This is a genomic window from Streptomyces sp. NPDC088747, from assembly GCF_044751025.1.
In the GTDB taxonomy this organism is placed as follows: Bacteria; Actinomycetota; Actinomycetes; order Streptomycetales; family Streptomycetaceae; genus Streptomyces.
Genome location: NZ_JBIVKZ010000016.1, coordinates 234,960 through 242,790 on the forward strand (window position 1 = coordinate 234,960; position 7,831 = coordinate 242,790).

A 7,831-nucleotide genomic window follows, 5' to 3' on the forward strand; every position below is an offset into this window, starting at 1 on the left:
CGAAGGAGTTGCACTGTCTTGCTCCTGGGGTCACCGTGCTGGACCGCAGCCTGGAAGGCGTGGTCGAACTCGCCAAGAGCGGACTCAACGTCCGTCTCGTCGTCGTGTTCGGCACGCACAAGCTGGACACGGTGAGCTATCTCGCTCGCTATGCCGACACCTTCCAGATGGTCTTCGTCTACCAGGACGAGTCGTGCGGGCCCGGTCTCGACGGCGCGATCCGGTCCGCCCTGCCGATGACACAGGGGTCGGTGGCCCTGGTGCTGCCGGACATCGTTGTCACGGGCCCGGATACGCCCGGCAAGCTCCTCGAAGCGTTACGGCAGGTGGAGGTGGCGGGCTGGAGCGTAGTGGCCGCGGAGGAACGGGACCATGACGTTCTGCGGCAGATGGGCGCGTTGGCGGTGACCGAGACGGGAGGCGTCCTGACCGTCGGGACGGCAACCGACAAACCCGTGGATCCTTCGGGGTTCAACGCGTTCTGGGGCATGGTGGCTGTCACCGAGGCCGAGGCGCACCGACTGCCCGACGTCGTGGGCGTCGGAACGACCAACCCGTTGGCCGGTGCCGTCGCTCTCATGGTGGAGACGATCGTCAACTACAACACCCCCGCCGGCTGACTTCGCGCGGCGACCCGTTCGTGCGCGGTTGGCGCTTCGCCCGCGCGAGGCCCTGAGTGTCTTTTCCGTGAAAAGGTTCCCGCTGGAGGGATCTTTTTCATGTTCCCAAATCTGGCCGACTCCCTTTGAGTGACAAATAGGGCAAAATAGTAAACGGCCATGGCAAATAAACATCAAACATCTCCTAAATGCCCACATCGCCGAGAAAGTTGACAGTGTCCAGTTCGGCTTGAGAAGGTGGAGTGGATAAACATTGCTGTCAAATTGCTTAATTGATCGCTCCGGATGTGGGGCGCGAGCGTTGACCGGGGTGTGGAGATGTCTGGATCGCATGGTGGCCGTCGCGAACTGATGGCCGGACAGCTTGGCGTATGGCATGCGCAGCAACTGAATCCGGACAACCCGATCTATAACATGGGTGAATACATAGAGATTCACGGAAAGGTCAATCTGGGCCTCTTAGAGACGGCAGTGCGAAAAGCCGTCCAGGAGGTCGACTTTTTCCACTTACGCTTCGAGGGAACCGCAGGCGAAGTCCCGCAGCAGTATTTCGACCCGCGGAGCAATTGGCCGTTCCATGTGATCGATGTGAGCGGTGACGAAGATCCCCGGTCCAGTGCGGAAAGCTGGATGCGCGCGGACATGCGACATCCTGTGGATCTCCGGGACGGCGAACTCTTCGCCCACGCCGCCCTCAAGGTGGACGAAGACCGCTTCTTCTGGTATCAGCGAATACATCACATCATCGCAGACGGGCTGGCAGGACCCCTGATTGCCGCCCGGGTGGCCGCGGTCTACACGGCTCTCCTGGCAGGCGAATCCGTCTCCGACAACGCACTTCCCTCCAGCTCCGCACTGATGGACGCCGATGCCGATTACCGGGCGTCCGCAGAATTCGAACTGGACCGGGAGTACTGGACAGGGCGCCTTTCCGACCGCCCCCAGACGGTCAGCCTGAGCGGCCGAGAGCCTTCCACCACTCCCCATGAACTGACGCGTCACACACTCCACATCCCTCCCGACGCCGCTGCCGAACTCAGAAGCTCCGCACGCCGACTGGGAACAAGCCTCTCAGGTCTTGCCATATCCGCGAGCGCCGCCTATCTGCACCGCGCGACGGGGCAGGAGGACATCATTCTCGGAGTCCCCGTGATGGGCAGAGCAACTGCCCTGCGGGACGTCCCGGGAATGACGGCTAATATCATTCCGCTGCGTCTCACGGTGCAGCCGAAGACCACGGCGAGAGAACTCGTGAAGCAGGTTTCTCGTGGAGTAAGAGATGCGTTGCGCCATCAGCGATACCGCTACGAAGACATCATCAGAGATCTGAAGCTCGTAGGGCGCAGCGGACTTTATCCGCTACTGGTGAATATCGTTTCCTTCGACTACGCACTGACATTTGGTGACGCCCCCAGCAGCGCGCACGGGCTCGGTGGCATCAACTTCAACGACCTGTCGATCTCCCTGTACGACAGGTCGTCCGACGGACGGATATCCGTCGTCGTGGATGCCAACCCGGATCTCTACGACCGGACGGCAGTGCATGAGCATGCTGCGAAATTCCTCGACGTGATGAACTGGATGGCGCGTTCCACGGCCGAGGCACGCCTGCACCAGATCACGCTGATGACCCGCTCCGAGCAGCGTCAGGTCCTCAAGGACTGGAATGACACCGGCCGGGTGGTGCCTGCGGCGACGTTGTCGGAGTTGTTCCAGGCTCAGGCTGTGCGTACTCCGGACGCGGTTGCGGTGGTTTTCGAGGGTGTTGAGGTGAGCTATGGGGATCTCAACGAGCGTGCCAACTGTCTGGCCCGGCTGCTGATCGGGCGGGGTGTGGGACCGGAGTCGCGGGTCGCGGTGATGATGCACCGGTCCGTGGACCTGGTGGTCGCGCTCGTCGCGGTGGTCAAGGCGGGCGGTGCGTATGTGCCGGTTGACCCGGACTACCCGGCCGAGCGGATCACCTTCCTCCTTACCGATGCCCGTCCTCTTCTGGTACTGACGAGCACGGAGTTGGCCTCCCGCCGTACCGACAGCCATCCGCCGTACGTGGCTGTCGATGATCCTCGTACCGTCGCGGCGCTTGGGGACTTCGACGGCACGGACCCCACGGACCCAACGGACGCCGAGCGCTGTGCCAGGTTGCTGCCCGCGCACCCGGCATACGTCATCTACACCTCAGGCTCCACCGGACGGCCGAAGGGCGTGGCCGTACCCCACGAGGGTGTCGTCAACTGGCTCACCTGGATGCAGGGCACCTACAACTTGACCGCCTCGGAACGGGTGTTGCAAAAGACTCCCTTCGGATTCGATGTGTCGGTACGGGAGTTCTTCTGGCCGTTGCTCCAAGGTGCGACGTTGGTGGTCGCCAAGCCCTCGGGTCACCGTGACCCCGGGTATCTGGCCGAGTTGATCCAACGCGAGCGCGTCACGATCGCGCACTTCGTCCCCTCCCTGTTGCAGGTCTTCCTCCGTGAACCGGCCGCCCGCGCCTGTACCGACCTGCGTGCTGTGTTCTGCAGCGGCGAGGCGCTCTCCAGTGATGTCGCCGGCCAGTTCCGGAACGTACTGAACATTCCGCTTCACAATCTCTACGGCCCCACCGAGGCGTCGGTCGAAGTCACCGCGTGGACCTGTGACGGCGACACCAGCAGGAGCAGCGTCCCCATCGGTGGACCGGTCTGGAACACCCAGGTCTACGTGCTGGACGCGGCGTTGCGGCCGGTGCCGGTGGGTGTCGCGGGCGAGTTGTACCTGGCCGGCGTGCAGTTGGCCCGGGGCTATCTGGACCGGCCGGGGCTGACCGCGCAGCGGTTCGTCGCGAACCCGTTCACCCCGGGGGAGCGGATGTACCGCACCGGCGACCTGGTCCGGTGGAACGCCGAGGGGCAGCTGGAGTATCTGGGCCGTACGGATGACCAGGTGAAAGTCCGTGGGTTCCGGATCGAGTTGGGGGAGATCGAAGCAGCGCTGAGCGCGCACCCGGACGTGGCGCAGTCGGCGATGGTGGTCCGTGAGGATCGCCCCGGGGACAAGCGACTGGTCGGGTATCTCGTCCCCGCCGGTGGCGACACTCCGCAGACGGACAGTGCCGCGCTGCGCGCCCATCTCGGCGCGAGGCTGCCGGAGTACATGGTGCCGTCCGCGCTGGTGGTGCTGGATGCTCTGCCGCTGACGGTGAACGGCAAGCTGGATCGCAAGGCTCTGCCCGCTCCGGACTACCGGCCGACCGACGGTGGGCGGGAGCCGGTCACAGTGCAGGAGGAGCTCCTCTGCACGGTGTTCGCCGAGATCCTGGACCTGCCCACGGTCGGCGTGCACGACAACTTCTTCGAATTGGGCGGCCATTCACTGCTGGCGACCCGGCTGGTGAGCCGCATGCGGTCGGTCTTCGGGGCCGAGGTGGCGATCCGGACGTTGTTCGAGGCGCCGACTCCGGCTGCCCTCGCGGGCCGGTTGACGTCGTTGGGTGTGAGGCGGCAACCGCTGGTGCGGGTGGAGCGGCCGGAACGGGTCCCGTTGTCGTTCGCACAGCAACGACTCTGGTTCCTGCGTGAGTTGGAGGGACCGTCGGCCACCTACAACATCCCCCTCGCCCTGCGACTGACCAGGCCACTGGATGTCGATGCTCTGAAGGCCGCCCTGCGTGACGTGGTCGGCCGGCACGAGGTCCTGCGCACGGTGTTCGCGACGGTGGATGGTCAGCCCCACCAGCAGATCCTGCCGACCGAGGACACCCCGGTCCCCATCGTGGTCGAACGGCCGGCCGACCTCGTAGCCGCGATGACCGAGATGACCGGTCACCACTTCGACCTCGCCAAGGAAATCCCGTTGCGGGCCCGGCTGTTCGAAACCGGTCCTGACGAGCACGTCCTGATGGTCATGGTTCACCACATCGCGGGTGACGGGTGGTCCCTGGCCCCGCTGGCGCGGGATCTGTCGGCCGCGTACGCGGCGAGATCCACCGGCCAGTCCCTGGAGCGGCTGCCGTTGCCGGTGCAGTACGCCGACTACAGCCTGTGGCAACGCCAGTTGCTCGGCGACGAGACCGACCCCGACAGTCTCCTGACCGGGCAACTGGCCTATTGGCGCCAGGCACTGGCCGACCTGCCGGAGGAGCTGGCGTTGCCGTTCGACCGGTCGCGCCCCCCGGTCGTCTCCCACCGGGGCGGCAGTGTCGAACTGACCATAGACGCGCAGGTGCACCAGGCATTGGTCGATCTGGCCCGGGTGCAGGGCGTCACGGTGTTCATGGTGGTGCAGGCGGCGTTGGCCGTCCTCTTGAACCGACTTGGGGCCGGAGACGACATCCCGGTCGGCACCTCGATCGCCGGCCGCACCGACGAGGCGCTCGACGATCTGGTGGGCTTCTTCGTCAACACCCTCGTCCTGCGCTCGGACCTGTCCGGCGATCCCACCTTCCTGCAACTGCTCGCCAGGACACGGGAAATGGACCTCGGTGCCTTCACGCACCAGGATGTGCCGTTCGAGCGGTTGGTGGAGGATCTGGCTCCGGCTCGGTCGATGGCCCGTCATCCGCTGTTCCAGGTCATGCTCACCCTGCAGAACACCACCAAAGCGCGTCTCGACCTGCCCGGCCTGGACGTCGAGATACTGCCTGCGGGCGTCCTTCCCGCCAAGTTCGACCTGGACTTCCAGATCGCCGAGCAGCTCGCCGAGGACGGCACCCCGGCGGGGCTGACCGGACGGATCACCTACGCCACCGATCTGTTCGATCCCGCGAGCGTCGAGGCGATCGTACGGCGCTTCCTCATGGTCCTGGAGAGGGTGACAGCGGATCCGTCCGTACCGCTCAGCCGCGTCGATGTCCTCGATGCCGCTGAGCGGGAGCGGATCCTGTCCGGGTGGAACGACAGCACCCAAGAGGTTCCGCCTACCACGCTCGCCGAGCTGTTCGAGGCCCAGGTCACCCGCACCCCCGACGCCACTGCGGTGGTCTCCGACGGCACCGAGATGACTTACGCGGAGCTGAACGCACGAGCCAACCGGTTGGCCCGCGTCCTGGTGGGCAAGGGGGCCAGGCCCGAAGAACGTGTGGCGGTGCTGATGGATCGCTCCGCCGACCTCGTCGTCGCACTCCTCGCAGTGGTCAAGACCGGAGCCGCGTACGTTCCGATCGACCCGGCTTACCCCGCCGACCGAATCGCTTACACGCTCACCGACGCCCAGGTCACGTTGCTGGTCACACACACCGCAATGACAGGCGCAGGGGATGACGGCGTGACACGCGTCGTGACGGATGCCCCGGAGACCACGGCGGCCTTGTCCGCCATGGCCGGGGAGAACCTCACGGACCACGAGCGAGGAGCGGCACTCCTGCCCGCCCACCCCGCCTACGTGATCTACACCTCCGGCTCCACGGGGCGCCCCAAGGGCGTAGTGGTGAGCCACTCAGCGGTCACCAACTACCTCATCTGGGCCGGCAGCGCGTACCCCGGGCTGAGTGGTCGGACCGTGCTGCACTCGTCGGCCGCGTTCGACCTGACCGTCACACCGTTGTACGGCACGCTCATCTCGGGCGGTGCCCTGCTTGTCGCTGATATCCAGGAGGGCTTTCCGGCTGAACTGGCGCCCACCTTCGTAAAGGTGACGCCCAGTCACCTGGGCATCCTCTCCGAGGAGCCCGCCGGATCCTTCACGCAGGGAGACCTCGTCGTCGGCGGCGAGAGCCTTGCGGGCGAGCAGCTCACACGCTGGCGGGCCGCGCATCCCGACGTCCTGATCACGAACGAGTACGGTCCGACCGAGGCGGCCGTCGGATGCGTCACCTTCACCGTCCGTCCCGGAGACCCGATTTCGCTGGGGGGCGTACCCATCGGGCGTCCAGCTCCGAACACGAAGGTCTTCGTGCTGGACGCGGCGCTGCGGCCGGTACCGCCCGGGGTGGCGGGCGAGCTGTACGTCGCCGGCGCGCAGTTGGCCCGTGGCTACCACGCGCGGCCGGGGCTGACCGCGGAGCGATTCGTGGCGAATCCGTTCGCGCCGGGGGAGCGGATGTACCGCACCGGAGATCTGGCACGGTGGAACGCTGAGGGACACCTCGAATACCTGGGCCGTACCGATGATCAGGTGAAGGTTCGTGGGTTCCGGGTTGAGTTGGGTGAGGTGGACGCCGCGTTGCTCGCTCACGTGGGCGTCGGCCAGGCGGTGGTGTTGGTGCGTGAGGACCGCCCCGGTGACAGGCGTCTGGTCGGCTATGTCGTGGCGGCGAGTGGTTCGGTTGGTGTGGACGTCGCTGTGGTGCGCGGGTATGTGCAGGGTGTGTTGCCGGAGTACATGGTGCCGTCCGCGTTGGTGGTGCTGGATGTTCTGCCGCTGACGGTGAACGGCAAGGTGGACCGCAAGGCTCTGCCCGCTCCGGAGTACCAGCCGATCGACGGCGGCCGGGGACCGTCAACGGTGCGGGAAGAACTCCTGTGCACCGTGTTCGCCGAGGTCCTGGGTCTGCCCACGGTCGGCGTGCACGACAATTTCTTCGAGCTGGGCGGCCATTCACTTCTGGCGACCCGGTTGGTGAGCCGTATCCGGTCGGTCTTCGAGGCGGAGGTGGCGATCCGGACGTTGTTCGAGGCGCCGACCCCGGCTGCCCTCGCGGGCCGGTTGGCCTCCTCCGGCGTGAGGCGGCAACCGCTGGTGCGGGTGGAGCGGCCGGAACGGGTGCCGCTGTCGTTCGCGCAGCAACGGCTCTGGTTCTTGGGCGAGTTGGAGGGGCCGTCGGCGACCTACAACATTCCTGTGGCTCTGCGGCTGGTCGGTGACCTGGATGTCGAGGCGTTGCGGTTGGCGCTGGGCGACGTGGTGGACCGGCACGAGGTGCTACGGACGGTCTTTCCGGCTGACGAGGGCAGGCCGCGTCAGCAGATCCTTGTCCCGCCTTCGTCTATCGATCTGCCGGTGATCGAGTTGGGCCGGGACAGCCTGACGGAGGCGGTTGCAGGGCTGGCAAATCATGCCTTCGACCTGAGAACCGAGCTGCCTTTGCGGGCGTGGTTGTTGCGGGTGGGGTCGGGCGAGTGTGTGTTGGTGCTGGTGGTGCATCACATTGCCGGTGATGGGTGGTCGATGGGTCCGCTGGCGCGGGATGTGTCGGCCGCTTACAGGGCTCGTGCTGCCGGACGGGCGCCTGGTTGGGTGCCGTTGGCGGTGCAGTACGCGGACTACAGCTTGTGGCAGCGGGAGTTGCTCGGCGG

2 protein-coding genes are annotated in these 7,831 nt (G+C 65.9%); both read left to right on the plus strand.

Annotated elements, in window-relative coordinates:
* Window positions 1–35 precede the first annotated feature (35 nt).
* Window positions 36–620, plus strand: a complete 585-nt coding sequence (locus ACIP79_RS32160; RefSeq protein ID WP_401228827.1) for a hypothetical protein — start codon at window positions 36–38, stop codon at window positions 618–620.
* Between the two features lie 318 nt (window positions 621–938).
* On the plus strand, window positions 939–7,831 hold a 6,893-nt coding region (locus tag ACIP79_RS32165; RefSeq protein WP_401228829.1), incomplete at its 3' end, for an amino acid adenylation domain-containing protein.